The 16824-nt window shown below is 72.9% G+C and carries 14 protein-coding genes; 4 read left to right on the forward strand and 10 right to left on the reverse strand.

Features of this window, described 5'->3' with window-relative positions; all coding sequences use genetic code 11:
- Positions 1-178: 178 nt before the first annotated feature.
- From ABZ192_RS40305 to ABZ192_RS40325, 5 genes are all read right to left on the reverse strand, one after another.
- Positions 179-697, reverse strand: coding sequence for an NUDIX hydrolase (locus ABZ192_RS40305; protein ID WP_356929436.1), 519 nt, complete (start codon positions 695-697; stop codon positions 179-181).
- A gap of 92 nt (positions 698-789) precedes the next feature.
- Entirely contained in the window at positions 790-1299 is a 510-nt protein-coding gene (locus ABZ192_RS40310) for an excalibur calcium-binding domain-containing protein (RefSeq protein WP_356929437.1), read from the reverse strand.
- 109 nt (positions 1300-1408) lie between these two features.
- On the reverse strand, positions 1409-2566 hold the full coding sequence (locus ABZ192_RS40315) for an alkaline phosphatase PhoX (RefSeq protein WP_356929438.1): 1158 nt from the start codon (positions 2564-2566) through the stop codon (positions 1409-1411).
- Positions 2567-2698: 132 nt separating this feature from the next.
- Entirely contained in the window at positions 2699-4189 is a 1491-nt protein-coding gene (locus ABZ192_RS40320; protein ID WP_356929439.1) for a HAMP domain-containing sensor histidine kinase, read from the reverse strand.
- Positions 4186-5037: a response regulator transcription factor gene (locus ABZ192_RS40325; protein ID WP_356929440.1), complete on the reverse strand. Its 852-nt coding sequence runs from the start codon at positions 5035-5037 to the stop codon at positions 4186-4188. Before ABZ192_RS40325 ends, ABZ192_RS40320 begins: the two co-directional genes overlap by 4 nt.
- 217 nt (positions 5038-5254) lie before the next feature.
- Here ABZ192_RS40325 and ABZ192_RS40330 point away from each other — a divergent pair, with 217 nt between their 5' ends.
- The 3 genes from ABZ192_RS40330 to ABZ192_RS40340 all read left to right on the forward strand — a co-directional run bounded on the left by ABZ192_RS40330 (position 5255) and on the right by ABZ192_RS40340 (position 9627).
- On the forward strand, positions 5255-5860 hold the full coding sequence (locus ABZ192_RS40330) for a carbonic anhydrase (RefSeq protein WP_356929441.1): 606 nt from the start codon (positions 5255-5257) through the stop codon (positions 5858-5860).
- 1046 nt (positions 5861-6906) lie between these two features.
- Positions 6907-8610 carry a SulP family inorganic anion transporter gene (locus ABZ192_RS40335; RefSeq protein WP_356929442.1) on the forward strand — a complete coding sequence of 568 codons (1704 nt, stop codon included), beginning with the start codon at positions 6907-6909 and terminating at the stop codon, positions 8608-8610.
- 90 nt (positions 8611-8700) lie between these two features.
- Positions 8701-9627 (forward strand): oxidoreductase, encoded by a 927-nt coding sequence (locus tag ABZ192_RS40340; protein ID WP_356929443.1) that lies wholly within the window; start codon positions 8701-8703, stop codon positions 9625-9627.
- Between the two features lie 3 nt (positions 9628-9630).
- Here ABZ192_RS40340 and ABZ192_RS40345 read toward each other — a convergent pair whose 3' ends face one another.
- The 5 genes from ABZ192_RS40345 to ABZ192_RS40365 form a co-directional block, all read right to left on the reverse strand.
- Entirely contained in the window at positions 9631-10572 is a 942-nt protein-coding gene (locus ABZ192_RS40345; RefSeq protein WP_356929444.1) for a superoxide dismutase, read from the reverse strand.
- 118 nt (positions 10573-10690) lie between these two features.
- Entirely contained in the window at positions 10691-11536 is an 846-nt protein-coding gene (locus ABZ192_RS40350) for a maleylpyruvate isomerase family mycothiol-dependent enzyme (RefSeq protein WP_356929445.1), read from the reverse strand.
- Positions 11537-11625: 89 nt separating this feature from the next.
- Positions 11626-11976, reverse strand: a complete 351-nt coding sequence (nirD, locus tag ABZ192_RS40355; RefSeq protein ID WP_356929446.1) for a nitrite reductase small subunit NirD — start codon at positions 11974-11976, stop codon at positions 11626-11628.
- The gene (gene nirB, locus ABZ192_RS40360; RefSeq protein ID WP_356929447.1) at positions 11973-14570 is read right to left on the reverse strand and encodes a nitrite reductase large subunit NirB; all 2598 of its coding nucleotides are present in this window, start codon (positions 14568-14570) and stop codon (positions 11973-11975) included. Before nirB ends, nirD begins: the two co-directional genes overlap by 4 nt.
- Positions 14570-15787 carry an FAD-dependent oxidoreductase gene (locus ABZ192_RS40365; RefSeq protein ID WP_356929448.1) on the reverse strand — a complete coding sequence of 406 codons (1218 nt, stop codon included), beginning with the start codon at positions 15785-15787 and terminating at the stop codon, positions 14570-14572. The genes nirB and ABZ192_RS40365 overlap by 1 nt, the downstream gene beginning before the upstream one ends.
- Positions 15788-15951: 164 nt before the next feature.
- Here ABZ192_RS40365 and ABZ192_RS40370 point away from each other — a divergent pair, with 164 nt between their 5' ends.
- The gene (locus ABZ192_RS40370; protein WP_356929449.1) at positions 15952-16734 is read left to right on the forward strand and encodes a TSUP family transporter; all 783 of its coding nucleotides are present in this window, start codon (positions 15952-15954) and stop codon (positions 16732-16734) included.
- Positions 16735-16824: the final 90 nt, after the last annotated feature.

Consider the following 16824-nt stretch of genomic DNA (forward strand, 5'->3'; position numbering starts at 1 on the left):
TGGCCCGTGCAGGGGCCACTTCACTGTGGCCCCTGCGGGGTTGCTCAGAACCCGGAGCCGTCGGCGGTCCCCGACCCTCACCGATCGCGGCGGCTCCGGAGCACGGAGGAGAGCGGGGGCGCACCTTGTGCGGAGGTGCGCCCCCGCTCTCTCGTGATCCGTTCGGAATGGGGGGCTGTCATCGGGGCAGGCCTTCACGCAGGCATACGACGGTTCCGGTCAGAGCGGCCCTGTGCAGGGCGGTGAGGGCCGGCAGCGGGACCGTCAGCGGGGTGGATTCCAGGTCGGGGAGGGCGAACAGGCCGTCCTGGTCGTGCTCGTCACTGCGCCTGACGGGCTGACCGGGGGCGAGACGGCCGCCGTGGAAGTAGAAGTCGAGCACCGGGCCCGTGCCCTTCACGTCGGCCCGGTGGTCGTAGCCGATGAACCGGGGCTCCGCGTCCAGGGCGATGCCGGTCTCCTCGTGCAGCTCCCGGTGCGCGGCACCGAGGGGGTCCTCCCCGTGGTCGAGCATGCCGCCCGGCAGCCCCCAGAGACCGGCGCCGGGCTCGTCCTCGGCGTAGCGCAGCAGCAGCATCCGGTCCTCGGCGTCGAGGAGCAGGACGCAGGAGGCGACGATGGTCTGCGGCAGCGTCCTGACCCACTCGTCACGCGGCAGTACGCGCGGTACGTCGGTGGCGGGCACGGTCGTGTCCACGGTGGTGTTCCTTCCGTCGTCCGGGCAGCCCGGGACGAGCTGCCCAAACGGTGGAACGGCCGGGCGCGCCGATGGTCACCGGCGTACACGTGTCACGTGTCGCAGGCGATCCCGTCGTCGTCACGGTCCAGGTGGGAGGCGTAGCCGGGCTCACCACGGTGGATGGGGGCGGCACCGGCGGCCCGGACGGCGTCGCAGTTGGCGTAGTAGACGTCCGCCGAGCCCCCCGAGCCGCCCGAACCGCTGTCGTCGGAACCGCCGCCCGCTGCCGGTCGTGCGGTGACCGTGGTGGTGACTCTGACGGTCTTCGTGGCGGTGACCGTGGGAGCGGGTTCCGGCTCCTTCGCGAGCGGTGTCGCGGTGGCGGTGGTGGTCGCGGTGACCGTGACGGCCGGCTGCGGCTTCGCGGCCGCGGGCTTCGCGTCGGCCGTCGTGTCGCCGGAGGCGCCGATGCCGACGCCGATGAACCAGGCCAGGCCGAGGGCGGGCAGCACGTAGCGCTTCCGGGCCCAGCGGGGCGCCGGGCGGGCGGGCTGTGACGCGGGCGGCATGGGCGGCCCGGGATACGGGTTGGCGTTCGGGCCGGTGTACGGATTGGTCATGGTCGTCCCCCCTGTGGTGACACGTGAGGGGACGACCGTAGATCCGGGTGGCTCCGGATGGCGGAGAGGTGACCATCTTGTGATGGTCACGTGAAGCCCAGTGGGGCGGCTATGCGCGGAACGGGCCCTTCACCTCGTAGGTGATGCCGCCCGACGAGCTGCCGCTGGTGCCGCGCTGGCTGGAGAAGTACAGGCGGGTGCCGTCCGGGGAGAAGGCCGGGCCCGTGATCTCGGAACCGGACTGGCCGTCGATGCGGAGGAAGGGGGCGACCACGTCGGCGGGGGTGATGACGCAGATCTCCATATTGCCGCCGTCCTCGGCGACGAAGAGGTCGCCGGAGGTGGAGCCCGTGACGTTGTCGACGCCGGTGAGGGGGGCCGTGCCGCCGGTGACCAGGGAGTCGTCGTAGGCGAGTTCGATGGTCTGGGCGGCGGCGTTGTACTGCCAGACGCGGTTGTCGCCCTTCGTGGTGAACCAGCAGGTGTCGTTCGCGTAGTAGCAGCCCTCGCCGCCGTTGAAGCGCTTGGCGCCGGAGACCTGGTTGCGGGTGGCGGTCGCGCCGGAGGGGTCGGGGACCCGGGCCCAGGTGACCGGGCCGCTGGTGCCACTGCCGGCCACCAGGACCTCCAGCGTGCCGGAGGACAGGTCGCCCCAGGTCGTCGGGCGGAAGCGGTAGAAGCAGCCGTCGGTGACGTCCTCGGTCAGGTAGACGACCTGGCGGACCGGGTCGGCCGCCGCCGCCTCGTGCTTGAAGCGGCCCATGGCGTCGCGGCGCACCGCCGCCTTCGTGCCCCAGGGATCGGTCTCGTAGACGTAGCCCCGGTCCACCTCCTCGCAGGACAGCCAGGTGTTCCACGGCGTCTTGCCGCCCGCACAGTTCTGGCGCGTGCTCGACAGGATGCGGTACGCGCCGGTGATCGCGCCCGTCGACGAGAACCTCACCGCGCTCGCGCCGCCCGACGGGTTGATCTCGGAGTTGGAGACATAGATCCAGCCCGTGCCGTCGGCGTAACAGGCGCCGCCGTCCGGGGCGTTGTGCCAGGTGTACGACGTGCTTCCGACCCGCTGGCCCGACCGGGCGATCACCCGGCTGGTGAAGCCGCTGGGGAGTCTGATGCCGTTGGCGTCCGGGGAGCCCAGCGGCCCGTAGGGGCCGGTGCCGGGCTGGGCCGGGGCCGCGTACGCGGCCCCGCGCCACAGGGTTCCGCCCAGGGCGGCCGAGGTGCCGCCGAGTACGGCCGCACGCAGGAGGCTACGACGTTCCACTCTCACTCCAAGAGGTGCCGTACCGCCCTGCCGCCGGTCGACGGCAGGGTTGTGCGTGGGGGGAGGCGGGAGCGACGCTAAGCGGGCAGGGTTGACGGGGCATGGACAACTCGTGGCCGTGGGGCGGCAGGCTCACGCGGGCAGTGCCGGGGCCTCCCGTCTCCGGCCGGTCCTCGGCCGGTCGGTGCCCGGTCCGTGTCCCTCGGTGGGGGGCCGTACGGACGGCAGGCGGATCACCACGTCCAGGCCGCCCGTCGCCGCCGCGTGCAGGGTCGCCTCGCCGCCGCTGGCATGGGCGAGGCGCTGCACCAGGGCGAGACCGAGTCCCGAGCCGCCCTTGGGGGCGCCCGGGGCGCGCCAGAAACGGTCGAAGGCGCGGGCCCGCTGCTCCTGTGTCATGCCGGGGCCCTCGTCGGTGACGTGCAGGTCGACCCAGCGGGGGCGGCTGTCGCGCAGGGCGCGCCGGGGCGGGGCCGGCACCCGCAGCTCGATCGTGACGGTGCTGCCGGGCGGAGACGCCCGCAGGGCGTTGGACAGCAGGTTGTCCATGATCTGCTCGACGGCTCCCGGTACCGCCAGCACCGGGCCGACGCCGCCCGCGAAGAGCACGAGGGAGACGCCCTCCCGCGCGAACAGGGGCTGCCAGGTGCGGTGCCGTTCGGCGCAGACCGCGCCCAGGTCGACGGGGGCGGGAATCGCCGCGTGCTCCTCCAGCCGGGCCATCGCCAGCAGGTGCTCGACCATCCGGGCGAGCCGGTCCGTCTCCGTGACGGCGGCGGTGAGGCTGCCCCGGGCCCGGGCGGCGACGTCCGGCTCCAGGTTCTCCAGGCGCAGCCGCAGCGCCGCCAGCGGGGTCTTCAGCTGGTGCGAGGCCTCGCCCGCGAACGCCCGCTGGGAGGCGAGCAGATGGGCGAGGCGGGCCGCGGTGCGGTTGAACGCGGCGGCCAGACTGCGTACTTCCGGCGGGCCCTTCGTGATGGTCACCGGGGTGAACCGGCCGCCGCCCTCCGCCAAGTCGTGCGTCGCCTGCTCCAGTTCGCGGATGGGGCGGCCCGCCCAGCGGGCGAAGGCGAAACCGACCACGGCCACCGCCGTCAGCACGGCCAGTCCGCCGAGGACGAGCAGCAGCCACACGTGGTGGACCCGCTCGTGCACCGTCCGCGTGGGCACCGTCAGCCACACGGCACCCACCGGCCGCGCCTCCTGACCCACCGGCGCGGCCACCGACAGGTACTCGACCCCGCCGATCGTGGAGGTGCGCACATCCACCGTCGAAGTGCCCCGCAGCGCGGCAGCGATGCCCGGCCGGTCGGACAGGGCGCCGGACACCGAGGTGTCGAGCGGGTGCGAGGTGGCGAGCGTCGTGCCCGAGGCGGCGACGATCACCACCTTCCCGCCGATGCGCTTGGCGCAGTGCGCCACTCGCGTGGGCAAGTCCTGCTCGGCCCGCCCCGCCGCCAGGGACAGTGCGGCGTACGCGGAGACCGACTCGGCCTCGTCCTTCGCCGCGTTGACCACCTGCTCCCGCTCGCCGCGCGAGTAGACGAAGCCCAGCGGGATCTCCAGGCAGAGCAGCACCAGCGCGGCGAGGCTGAGGTAGCCGATCAGCAGCCGGCGGGTCATGGAGAGGCCACCTGGGGGGCGTTCGGTCCCGTGTGCACCGCCAGCCGGAAGCCCACGCCCCGCAGGGTCCTGATCCACGCCGGGTGGCCCAGCTTGCGGCGCAGCGCGGCCACATGGACGTCCAGCGTCTTGGTCGGGCCGTCGTAGTGCGGATCCCAGACGCGGTCGAGGATCTGCTGGCGCGAGTAGACCGCGCCCGGGTCCTCGCTGAGCAGCGCCAGCAGGTCGAACTCCTTGGGGGTGAGCGGTACGGGGGAGTCGCCGACCCAGACCTGGCGGGTGCGACGGTCCACGACGAGCGGGCCAGGGTCGTGCGGAGGGTCGGGGGCCGGGTCGTACGACGGTGTGGCAAGGGGGTCGGCTGGTGTGGTCGGTGGGAACGGTGTGGTCCGTGGGAACGATGTGGACGACGTGACCTGTGAAGTCGCCGGTGTCGCCGGTGTCGCCGGTGTTGCCGGTGTTGCCGGGGGCTTCGGGAACGTCTGCTGGGTGCGTTGCGTGCGGCGCGTCACCGCTCGGACCCGGGCCACCAGTTCCCGCACGCTGAATGGTTTCGCCAGGTAGTCGTCGGCGCCCAGTTCCAGGCCCAGCACGCGGTCGGCCTCCTCGCCGCGGGCGCTGAGGATGACGATGGGCACGTCCGAGACCTGCCGGATGCCGCGGCAGACGTCGATGCCGTCCATGTCCGGCAGCCCCAGGTCGAGCAGGACGACGTCGTTGTACGGGCCTCTCAGCCCGTCCGTGCCCGTGGCGACATGATCGACCGTCAGCCCGAAGTGGCCCAGCCCCTCGGTGAGCGGCTCCGCGATCGTCTCGTCGTCCTCGATGAGCAGCACTCGTAGGCCCATACGTCCTGTCTCTCCATGAAGCCGGCATGAATCCGGGCAGCGTGAATTCGTATTCTCCGCCCTGGAGTTCACACGCTACAAGATGACCGTTCTTCTGGGTATCCGGACAAAGAATGTTCAATTCCTGGCCGCGCTCTGGAGTTCGCTTAACCTTCCTCTGTAGGTCGTCCGTCTACGGTGTGGTGCACGGAACGAAATCGCAGCTCAGGAGGCAGAGTTGAAGGCATTGCTGGACCGTGCCCGCACGTTCAGGACGCGCGTCGATTTCGACAGCGGCGAATACCGGAAACTGGCCGAGGGGCAATATCCGGAGGCGTTGTTCATCACCTGCTCGGACTCCCGGGTCATACCCGCACTCATCACGGGTGCGCGGCCCGGGGAGATATTCGAGCTGCGCAACGCGGGCAATATCGTGCCGCCCTACGGACGGCCCGGGGCCTCGGGAGAGGCGGCCACCATCGAGTACGCACTGGAAGTGCTGGGGGTTCAGGACATCGTGGTGTGCGGTCACTCACACTGCGGCGCGATGGGCGCGCTGAAGTCCGGCGACGACCTGTCCGCACTGCCGGGCGTGGACGCCTGGCTCCACATCGCCCGCCCCGAACTGGCCCCCGTACTGGAGTCCGCGCCGGACGACCCGTCGCTGCCGGAGGTCTCCCAGGGCAACGTCGTCAACCAGCTGGCCGCACTGCGGAGTTACCCGGTGGTGCGACAGCGGCTCGATGCGGGCCGGCTGCGGCTGCACGGCTGGTACTACGAGGTCGACACGGGGTTCGTCTACGAACTCGGCGACGACGGCGCGTTCCAGGTGCATGCCGCGTGAGCGGGGCGCATGCGCGAGGGCGGGCACGGGGTGGTGCCACGCCGGGGGGCCGGCGGTCGGCTGGTTCTGAGGGGGGTGCCGCGGACTGGGGGGCGGCTGGTTCCGAGGGGGGTGCTTCAGGCTGGGGATCGGGCGGTTCCTCGGAAGGTGCGGGGAATTGGGGGTCGGGCGGCTTCGCAGAGGGGCCGGGGGACTGGGGGTCGGGTGGTCGCGGGGAGTCCGCGGCGGGGTGGGGGACGGCCGGTTCCGACGGGGGCGCTTCGGACTGGGGGCCGGGCAGGCCGGTGGGTGGTTCGGATGGGGGTGCCGCGGGCGGGGGAGCAGGCGGGCCGGCGGACGGTTTGATGGGGGGCCGGTCGGCTCGCCCCGGCGGTGACCTGGTCGGGGACTCGACAGGGGGCGCCGCGGGACGGTGGTCGGGCGGTCCGGCGGGGGGTGCCGTGGGCGGTCGGTCGGGTGGTCCCGGCGGTGCCCCGGCATGGGACTCCCCAGGAGGTTTTGCGGGTGGTCGGTCGGGTGGCCCCGGTGGTGGTCTGGTCGGGGATGCGGCGGAGGGCGCCACGGGCGGTCGGTCGGATGGCCCCGGCGGTGACCCGGCATGGGACTCCCCGGGGGGTTTTGCGGGCGGTCGGTCGGGTGGCCCGGGTGGCGGCCCCGCGTGGGACTCTGCGGGGGACGCCGCGCGTGGACGGCCGGGTGGTCGGGCGGGCGGTCGGTCGGGTGGCCCGGGCCACGCTCCGGATGGCCGTCCTGGCTATGGCCCGGACGGCGGCCCGGGCTATGGCCTGGACGGAGGCCCCGGCTACGGTCCGGATGGCCGTCCCGGCTACGGCCCGGATGGCCGTCCCGGCTACGGTCCGGACGGCAGCCCGGGCTATGGCCTGGACGGAGGCCCCGGCCACGGCCTGGATGGAGGCCCCGGTCACGGCCCGAGTGGCGGTCCCGGCCGTGGCCCGGCGTGGGACTCGGCGGGTGGCGTCGCAGGGCGGCGGTCGGGCGGTCCCTCCGGTGGCCCGGGGGGCGGGTTGGGCGGTGTGCTGGGTGTGATGGGTGGGCTGGTCGGGCGGGTGAAGGGCGGGGGCGGCAAGGCCCGGGCCAAGGCCGACCTCGTCACCGACATCACCGCCTCGCTCGTCGTCTTCCTCGTCGCCCTGCCGCTGTGCATCGGTGTCGCCGTCGCCTCCGGCGTGCCCGCCGAGCTGGGGATCATCTCCGGGGTGATCGGCGGTCTGGTCGTCGGCGCGGCGCGCGGCAGTACGCTCCAGGTCAGCGGGCCCGCGGCCGGCCTCGCCGCGCTGGTCGCGGAGACCGTCGCCGAGGTCGGCGTGGCCATGCTCGGCGTGATCGTGCTGTTCTCCGGGATCCTCCAGATCATCCTGGGCCTGGTGCGGCTCGGCCGGATGTTCCAGGCCATCTCCGTCGCCGTCGTCCAGGGCATGCTGGCCGGCATCGGTGTGCCGCTGATGTTCAGCCAGGCCTATCCGATGGCCGACGCCAAGGCCCCCGGCACGGCGCTCGAGAACATGGCCGGCATCCCCGCCCTGCTGGCCGGGATCCTGACCGACCCGCAGGCGATGATCGCCACGCTGCTCGGCGTCGTCACGATCGTGCTCAGCTTCGTGTGGAAGAAGGTGCCGGGCCCGGCCGGGAAGGTCCCGGCCGCACTGGTCGCCGTGGGCATCGGCATCGTCGTGGCCGCCCTGCCCGGCGTGGACATCAAGACGCTCCAGGTGGGCAATCTGCTCGCCTCCGTGTCGCTGCCCGGGGCGGAGCAGTTCAGCGGGCTCGCGGACGGGGCGGTCATCACCGCCATCCTCACCTTCACGGTCATCGCGTCCGCCGAGAGCCTGTTCACGGCCGCCGCGGTGGACCGCATGCACAGCGGCCCGCGCACCCGCTACAACACCGAGCTGATCGCCCAGGGCGCGGGGAACACCGTCGCCGGCGTCCTCGGCGCGCTCCCCATCACCGCGGTCGTGGCCCGCAGTTCGGCCAACGTCCAGGCCGGGGCCAAGACCCGGCTCTCCCGCACCCTGCACGGCCTGTGGCTGCTCGCCTTCGCGCTGCTGCTGCCGCAGGTGCTCGCGCTCATCCCGATCTCGGTGCTCGCCGGCGTCCTCGTGCACAGCGGCTGGAAACTGTTCGGGCCCGCCGAGTTCCCGAAGATGTGGCGGCAGGACAAGGGCGAGTTCGCGGTGATGACGCTGACCACCCTGGTCATCGTGGTGACCGCGCTGCTGGAGGGCGTGCTGATCGGCCTCGCCGCGGGCATCGTGCTGGCCGCGCTGCGCATGTCCCGGACCGCGATCCGCCAGCATGTCGAGGACGACACGGCGAAGGTCGTCATGGCCGGCAACGCGACGTTCCTGCGGTTGCCGAAGGTGATCGAGGCGCTGGAGGCCGCCGCCGCGGCCGGGAAGCCGAGGATCCGGCTCGACCTGACCGGCGTGACCCACCTGGACCACGCCTGCCGCAACCAGGTCGAGGAGTTCACCGCGCAACAGCGGGGGCTCGGGCTGCGCGTGGAGCTGCTGATGCCGGGGGAGCCGAAGCCGGCCGGTGAGCGGGCCGCCGCGTCCGCGGGAGAGGCCCAGGCCCCACTGCCCAAGCGGCCGGTCACGGCGATGGCCGAGGAACCGTGGGGCGAAACGGTGGGGGACCCCTCCCCCTGGCCCACCGCCGACGCCGAGTGGTTCTACCTCGACACCCGGCCCCTCCCGGACGACCAGCGGTCGAGCCCGGTGGGCTGACGCAGCGGCCGGGAGCCGGTGGCCCGGCCCCGCCTCGCCTCCGGGCCTCCTCGTAGGCTGGGGCGCGGCCACCGACGGAGGGAGCCTGCCATGCCAGGCTGGAACACACAGGACATCCCGGACCAGAGCGGCCGCGTCGCCGTCGTCACCGGCGCCAACAGCGGGATCGGGTTCGTCACGGCACGGGAACTGGCCCGCAAGGGCGCGCGGGTGGTGCTCGCGTGCCGCAGCGAGGCCCGGGGGCAGGCGGCCGTGGACCGGCTCCGGGCGGAACTGCCGGACGCCCGGGTCGAGCTGGGGCGGCTCCACCTCGGGGACCTCGCCTCGGTACGGGAGTTCGCGGCCGGTTTCCCGTACGAGCGGCTGGACGTGCTCGTCGACAACGCCGGGGTGATGGCCCTGCCGTACGGGACGACGGCGGACGGCTTCGAGACGCAGTTCGGGGTCAACCACCTGGGGCACTTCGCCCTCACCGGCCTGCTGCTACCCGCGCTGCTGGCGGCGCAGGGGGCACGGGTCGTGGTCGTCTCCAGCGGGATGCACGCCCTCGCCAACATCGACATCAACGACCTCAACAGCGAGCGGCGTTACCGGCGCTGGATCGCCTACGCCCGTTCCAAGACGGCCAACCTGCTGTTCACGCACGAGCTGGCGCGCCGGGCGGCGGCGCACGGCAGGGACCTGGTGGCGGCCGCGGCCCACCCCGGGTACGCGGCCACCAACCTCCAGACCACCGGACCGCTCGCCGAGGGACGCCCGGCCGCCGAGCGGCTCGTGCGGCTCGCCAACCGGGTCGTCGCCCAGCCGGCCGAGGCGGGCGCGCTGCCGATCCTCTACGCCGCGACGGAACCCGGCGTGCGGCCCGACTCCTTCACCGGTCCGCACATCGCCATGTGGCGCGGGGCGCCCGCACCGTCCTGGCGGGCGCCCTGGACCCTCAACGACACGGCGGCGCAGCGGCTGTGGGCCGCGTCCGAGGAGCTCACCGGCGTGACGTACGACGCCCTGAAGGCATGACACTCACAGGGACACGGCCACCGCGTTGAACGTCGTCTGCGGGGTCTGCGGGCTGGTGAAGCGGGCGTTGACCAGGTAGAGGCGGTCGCCGTAGCGGGCGGCGGTGGTGGGGACGTCGAAGCGCGGGTCGGTGATCGTCCTGGTCAGCGTGGCGGTGGTGGCCGTCCGGTCGAGGTGCCAGACGCTGATCTTGTTCAGGCGGTTCTGGACGACGTACAGCGTGCGGCCGAGACGGACCAGGCCGTCGCCGCCCGCCACGTCCGGCGCGCCCGTGAGCGTGACCTTGACGGCGTGGCCGGTCTTCAGGTCCACGGTGTACAGCTGACCCGCGTTGACGACGATCAGTCCACGTCCGTCGGGCGTGGCGACCAGGCCGTTGGCGCTGTTGGTCCCGGCGGGCGCCTGCACCCACTCGCCGGTGAGCGGCAGGGCGCGGACCTCGCCCCGCCGGCCGCGCGGCACGCCGTGCAGGACGGCCGCCCGGGAGTCGGTGAACCAGGCGCGGTCCTCGTGCAGGACGACGTCGTTGATGAACGGCGCGGCGTCCCGCGTGAGTTGATAGGTGGTGAGCAGCTCGCCGGTGCGGGCGTCGACGATCCTCGCGGTGCCTCCGGCGCCGCCGGCCACGTACAGCAGGCCGCCGCGGTCCAGCTTCAGGCCGATGGACGCGAGACCGGCGGTGCCCTCGTGCAGGACCCGGCCCTTTCCGGTGCGCAGGTCGGTGCGGTAGATCGCGCCGTCGGCGCGCGAGCCCATGTACGCGTACGGCCTGCTGCCGATGGTGATGCCCTCGGGGAGCCAGCCGTCGGGCAGCGGGAACTCGGTCGGCCAGCCGGTCCCCGGAGCGGCCTGCGCCGTGCCGGTGCTGCCGGCGACCACCGCGAGCGCGGCGACGGCCCCGCCGAGCACGGTCCGCCGGGACGGCCGGGTGTGGTTCCGAGTCATGGTGGGGCCTCCGTGGAAGGAAGGTGGGGGTGTGACTCGATGAAACGCGAAGGACTCCTGGCACGGCAGTAGAGTCGGCGAACTCGACAGCAACTCGACAGCCCCGTCCGCCGGTTGATCAGTAGATGATCGACACGATCCGGCACACGGCCTCGGCGAGCCGCCGGTCCCCCTCGATCCGGGCCCGGGTGAGAGCGTCGGCCGGCTGGACACCCCGCGTGCACAGCCGCCAGGCGGTCTCCGTGTCCAGCTCCACGGCGGCTGCCGGGGGCCGGCCGTCGGGGTCCTGGGCCAGGGACCAGCCCTCCGGCCCGGCGGTCACGGCCCACGCGCCCCCTCCCGGCCCGGGGACGGTGACCTCCACCCGTGTGCCGGCCGGCGCTGCGGTGTCGCGCAGCGTGTGCGGCAGGGCCCGCATGAACGTGTCCAGGACCAGGGACAGGGCCCCCGGCTCGGGGTCGGTGCCCAGCCCGGTCGCGTGCCGGATCTGCTGGCGGTGCGTCCAGTACTCGGTGAACTCCCGGGCGCAGTCCAGCCACATCGGCGCCGGGTCCGCCCCGGCCCAGGACACGCCGAGGGACGGCGCGTCCAGGTCGGTGTGCGCGAAGCGGCCGGCCAGTTCGGAGCCGGCTTCCTCCAGGGCGTCGACGAGCGAGGCCGGGTCCATGTCCCGGTGGAGGTCGACCCACTCCTGGTTCGCGCGGTGGATGAACGCCTCCAGGGTCTCTCCCGGCGCGAAGGCACCGAACGCGCGGCGGCCGAGGCGGGCGCGGTAGTCGCCGAGGACGTGCACGGCGACGTCGTGCACGGTCCAGCCCGGTACGGCCGTCTCGTTCCACTGCCCCGGCCGCAGACCCCGCAAGAGGCCGAGCAGCGCCCGGAGTTCCGGCTCGAACCATGGGCGGGCGTCGATCGGAGGGCCGAGCCAGGAGAGGCCGGACCTGTCGTTGGGCTGCGCAACCATGGCCCCAGCCTGCCAGGCGGCCGGCCTGCCGGGCGACAAACGGAAACACCCCTCCGAGGAGGGGTGTTCCGAGCCGGGCGTCCGCGGTCCTACGCGGTGCGCACCTTGTACGTCGTCACTTGGACCTCCTCGTCGTCCAGGCACTGCCCGGACGCCAGGTCGAAGCGCTGCTTCAGCAGCGGGGAGGCGACGAACGGGCGGCCCTGGTGGGTGCCGGTCAGGCCGCGGGAGAGGACCGCCGCGCCGGTGAACGGGTCGCGGTTGTCGATGGCGTACAGCTCACCGGTGCGGTCCCGGAAGATCGCCGCCTGGCGGCCGTCCGGCAGCAGTGCCGCCACCCCGCGGCCCGGGAGCAGCATGCTGAGGTCGCAGACGGTGAACCAGTCGCCGTCCAGAGCGAGTTCGACCTTCAGGTCGGTGGTCTCAGGTGCCAGGGTCATCGCTGGGCGCTTCCTTCCAGTACGTCTTCGGCGGGTCGCATACCGATGGACAGCAGCGGCAGGTCGGGCTTCATCTGGTCACGCTCGGGCACGAACGCGACGACCGGGTCGGGGGTGTCCGGCGCGTTCACGAAGGACACGAACCGGGCCAGCTTCTCGGGGTCGTTGATGGTCTCGGCCCACTCGTCGCGGTAGTGCGCGATGTGCGCCTGCATCAGCTTCTCCAGCTCGTCGCAGATGCCGAGCGAGTCGTGGACGACGACGTCCCGCACGTGCTCCAGGCCGCCGGGGATCCGCTCCAGCCAGGTCGAGGTGCGCTCCAGGCGGTCGGCCGTACGGATGTAGAACATCAGGAACCGGTCGATCAGCCGGACCAGTTCGGCGTCCGACAGATCCTGCGCGAGCAGGTCGGCGTGGCGCGGGGTGGCGCCGCCGTTGCCGCCGACGTAGAGGTTCCAGCCGTTGGCCGTGGCGATCACACCGAAGTCCTTCGACTGGGCCTCGGCGCACTCGCGCTGGCAGCCGGAGACGGCCGACTTCAGCTTGTGCGGGGAGCGCAGGCCCCGGTAGCGCAGTTCCAGGTCGATCGCCATGCGGACGGAGTCCTGGACGCCGTAGCGGCACCAGGTCTGGCCGACGCAGGACTTCACGGTGCGCAGCGACTTGCCGTAGGCGTGGCCGGACTCGAAGCCGGCGTCGACCAGGCGGGCCCAGATCAGGGGCAGCTGCTCGACGCGGGCGCCGAACATGTCGATCCGCTGGCCGCCGGTGATCTTCGTGTAGAGGCCGAAGTCGCGTGCGATCTCGCCGATCACGATCAGCTTCTCCGGGGCGATCTCACCGCCGGGGATCCGCGGCACGACCGAGTACGAGCCGTTCTTCTGCAGGTTGGCCAGGAAGTGGTCGTTGGTGTCCTGCAGGGCGGCCTGCTCACCGTCCAGGACGTAGCCGCTCGCGCCGATCGTCGGAGCGAGGGAGGCGATGATCGAGCCGACCGTCGGCTTGCAGATCTCGCAGCCGTCACCGCCCCTGGCCTCCTCACGGCCGTGGCGGTCCAGCAGCTCCTGGTAGCTGTTGATGCGCAGGGCGAGGACGATCTCGTACAGCTCCTCGCGGGTCTGCGAGAAGCAGCCGCACAGGCCCTTGTCGACCTCGACGCCGCTGGCCTCCAGCTCGGCCGTGACCAGCTGGCCGAGCACCTTGACGCAGGAGCCGCAGCCGGTGCCGGCCTTGGTGCACTTCTTCACCTCGGGCACGGTCGTGCACTGGTGGTCGGTGACCGCGCCGCGGATCGTGCCCTTGGAGACGTTGTGGCAGGAGCAGATGATCGCGTCGTCCGGCAGCGCGGACGGGCCGAGCTGCGCCGGGGCGCCCGCACCGGCGGGCAGGACGAGGGCCTCGGGCGCGACCGGCGGGACCGAGCCGGTGAACGCCTTCAGCGTGCCGTACGCCTCCGCGTCACCGACCAGGATGCCGCCGAGCAGCGTGCCGTCGCGGCCGATGACCAGCTTCTTGTACAGGCCCGCGCGGGAGTCGGAGTAGACGACGTCCAGGCAGTCCTCGGCGGTGCCGTGCGCGTCACCGAAGGACGCCACGTCCACACCGAGCAGCTTCAGCTTGGTGGACAGGTCGGCCCCGGTGAAGGCGGCCTCGTCGGAGGCGATCGTCGCGGCCGCGGTCTCAGCCTGCTCATAGCCGGGGGCCACCAGGCCGTACACCCGGCCGTCGGCGGCCAGCGCGCACTCGCCGATCGCGAACACGTGCGGGTCGTTCACCGTGCGGCACTGCTCGTCGACCGCGATGCCGCCGCGCTCGCCGACCGTCAGGCCGCAGTCGCGGGCCAGCTGGTCGCGGGGGCGGACACCGGCGGAGAACACCACCAGGTCGGTGGCGAGTTCGGAGCCGTCGGACAGCTTCATGCCGGTCACGGCGCCGTCCTCGCCGACGACGATCTCCTGCGTGCCGACACCCGTGTGGACGCTCAGGCCCATCTCCTCGATGGTGCGCAGCAGGGCGGCGCCGCCGCCCTCGTCGACCTGGACGGGCATCAGGCGGGGCGCGAACTCCACGATGTGGGAGGTGAGTCCAAGGCCCTTGAGCGCACCCGCGGCCTCCAGGCCGAGCAGACCGCCGCCGACCACGGCACCCGTCGTCGCGTTCTTGGCGTACTCCTCGATGGCGAGGAGGTCATCGATCGTGCGGTAGACGAAGCAGCCCTCGGCGTCCTTGCCCGGGACCGGCGGCACGAACGGGTACGAGCCGGTGGCCAGGACCAGCACGTCGTAGTCGACGACGAGACCGGAGCGGGCGGTCACCTTGCGCGCCTCGCGGTCGATCGTCTCCGCCGGGTCGCCGACGCGCAGCTCGATGCCGTGGTCCTCGATGAACCGCATGTCCGTCATGGACAGGTCCTCGGGCGTCCTGCCCGAGAAGTACGAGGTGAGCTGGACGCGGTCGTACGCGGGGCGCGGCTCCTCGCAGAGCACGACCACGCGGTGCGTGGCGGTCATGCCGCGCTCGGCGAGCGCTTCGAGGAAGCGCTGGCCGACCATGCCATGGCCGACGAGCACGATCGTGGGGGTGTCCTTGGACATCAGGAGCCTCCGTCGTTGGTAAGCAGGTGGAGCAGCGGGCCGCCGTCGGAGGGGAGCGGCTCTGCTCCCTCCCAGGCGCGCGCCAGCGCGCCGACGGTGCCGAGTTCGCCGACGAGGACCCCGCCCACCAGGCGGTCGTCGCGGACGACGACCTTCCGGTAGGTGCCGCGGGTGGCGTCGGTGAGCTGGACGACGTCGTCGCCCGGCAGCGCCTCGGTCTCGCCGAACGCGGCGAGGTCGAAGGGGCTGTCGTGCCCGTTCAGCGTGAGTCGGGTCAGGGATCGGGTGCCGGTGTAGCGGGCGTCCGCGTCGCCCGCGAGCAGCTCCGCGAGCGCGTCGGCCTGTTCGAGCGCCGGGGCGGCGAGGCCGTAGAGGACGCCGTCGTGCTGGGCGCAGTCGCCGATGGCGTGGATGTTCGGGTCGGAGGTGCGCAGCTCGTCGTCGACGAGGACACCCTTGCGGACGTCGAGGCCGGCGGCCTGCGCGAGACCCACCCGGGGGCGGACGCCGCAGGCCACGACGACGATGTCGGCGTCGAGCGCGTACCCGTCGGCCATCTCCACGGAGCGGACCGCGCCGCCGACGCAGCGCACGTCCCGGACGCGGCACTCGGTGTGCACCTCGACGCCCAGGTCGGTCAGGTGCCGCTTGACCAGCTTGGAGGCGGCCGGGTCGAGCTGACGCTCCATCAGCCGCTCGGACTGCTGGGCGAGGACGACCTGGGCGCCGCGCAGGGCGAGCGCCCGGGCCGCGGAGACCCCGAGGAGCCCGCCGCCGATGACGACCGCCTTCGCTCCCGGCCGGACCGCCTTGGACAGGCCCAGGCAGTCGTCCATGGTCCGGAAGGCGTGGACGCCCTCCGGCAGCACGTGGTCGGGGGTGAACAGGCCCCGCAGGGGCGGCAGGACGGGGTTGGATCCGGTGGCGAGGACGAGCCGGTCGTATGCGATCACCGTGCCGTCGGCGCACTCGACGGTCCGCCCGTCGCGGTCGATGCCGACGACCCGGCCGCGCACGGCCTGCGCGGGCGCGGGCAGGGCGATCACCTCGGGGCTGTAACGTCCGGCCAGCACCTCGGCGAGCAGCACCCGGTTGTACGGCTGGTGCTCCTCCTCGCCGATCAGCAACGCGGGCGTGCCGAGCTCACCGAGCCGCCGGGCGAGCCGTACGCCCGCGAGGCCGGTGCCGATCACCACCACACGCTCATTCGAGGTCATGTCCTTGAGCGTGCGGTGCCGGTGTTTCCCGGCAGCATCACGACTGTTTCCCACGGGGAACGCTGCCCTCAGCGGGGGCCGGGGGTGAATGTGAGGGTTCCTGGGGTGCGGCGACGGCGGGCTGTGAGGACGGCGTCGCACGGCCGTCGCATAGGCTGCCGATCATGCCCGACATATCGCTGACCATGATCGTCCTGCTCTGCGTCGCGGCACTGGCCGCCGGGTGGATCGACGCCGTGGTCGGCGGCGGCGGGCTCCTGCTGCTGCCGGTGCTGCTGCTCGGACTGCCGTCGCACACGCCCGCCGCGCACGCCCTGGGCACCAACAAGGCCGTCGCCATCGTCGGCACGACGGGCGCGGCGGTGACGTACGCCCGCAAGGCCCCGGTGGACGTCCGTACGGCGGTGCGCATCGGGCTGGCGGCGCTCGCCGGGTCGTCCGCCGGGGCGTTCTTCGCGGCCGGGATGAGCACCGACGTCCTCAAGCCCGTGATCATGGTGGTGCTGCTCGGGGTCGCCGCCTTCGTGATCCTGCGGCCCGCCTTCGGCACGGCCCCCGCGACCGGCCCGGCCGCCCGGCGCCAGATCCTCGCGGCGATCGGCCTCGCCGGCCTCGGCATCGGCTTCTACGACGGTCTCATCGGGCCCGGCACCGGCACCTTCCTGGTCCTCGCGCTCACCGCCCTGCTCCACCTCGACCTCGTCACGGCCTCCGCCACCGCCAAGATCGTCAACTGCTGCACCAACGCGGGCGCCCTCGCGACCTTCGCCTGGCAGGGCGCGGTCCTGTGGCAGCTGGCCGCCCTGATGGCCGTGTTCAACCTGGCCGGCGGCACCCTGGGCGCGCACACGGCCCTGAAGCAGGGCAGCGACTTCGTCCGCGGAGTGCTGCTCACGGTGGTGTTCGCCCTGGTGGCGAACCTCGCGTACGAGCAGTGGCTGGCCTAGGCAGTGTCTTTCCGATCATCTGATCGTTGGGTCGGTCGTGAGGGATGGGGAGATATCTGACGCTGCGTGGACGGTGATCGAGCCTTTGCT

This window comes from Streptomyces sp. NPDC006235 (genome assembly GCF_040613735.1).
Classification (GTDB): Bacteria; Actinomycetota; Actinomycetes; order Streptomycetales; family Streptomycetaceae; genus Streptomyces.